The organism is Halorubrum sp. Atlit-28R (genome assembly GCF_003665955.1).
GTDB lineage: Archaea > Halobacteriota > Halobacteria > Halobacteriales > Haloferacaceae > Halorubrum > Halorubrum tropicale.
Map to the genome: position 1 here is coordinate 1 of NZ_QPLS01000129.1, position 531 is coordinate 531.

Below are 531 nucleotides of genomic sequence, written 5' to 3' on the forward strand. Positions count from 1 at the left end.
CTCGACGTAGCCGTCGATGGCTTCCTCGAAGTCGTTGATGGAAAACGAACCACTGTAGCGGGCGCGGTCGTCTTCCAACTGGCCGCTGGTCCCGAGCGTGCGCTGGATGGCGCTGTGGAGGTGCGCGGGCGTCCGCGAGAGCGCGTCCGCGATTTCCCCGAGGTTGGTGAGGCGGGTGAACGCGCCGTCGGTTTCGCCGGACGGATCCGGCACCGTGAGGCGTTCCTGTTCGACGTTTCGTTCCGGTAGGACGTTGAGCGCTCGGTCGAGCGCAGTCTGATACTCCATAGGGGTTCGAGTGTCTGGCGACGTATAGCCGTTCCGTGACCGTCTTTGCCGCGGCACCGACGCGCCGACTTCGTTTCAGCATCTCCGACGACGGAACCGAACGCCACGCCTTGGGTGCTGCCCCTCGAACGACTCGTCATGGGCTACACGTGGCAGTACTACGACCTCGTACTTCTCGGCATCCTCGGGAGCCTCCGCGCCGGCGTCGTCGTCGGCCAACTCACGCCGATGGAGCCGCAGACG

At 65.3% G+C, this 531-nt stretch carries 1 pseudogene; it reads right to left on the reverse strand.

The features are described 5' to 3' along the window. Positions 1 to 288, reverse strand: a pseudogene (locus DVK06_RS17155) (translation initiation factor IF-2 subunit beta); the annotation flags it as partial. Positions 289 to 531: the final 243 nt, after the last annotated feature.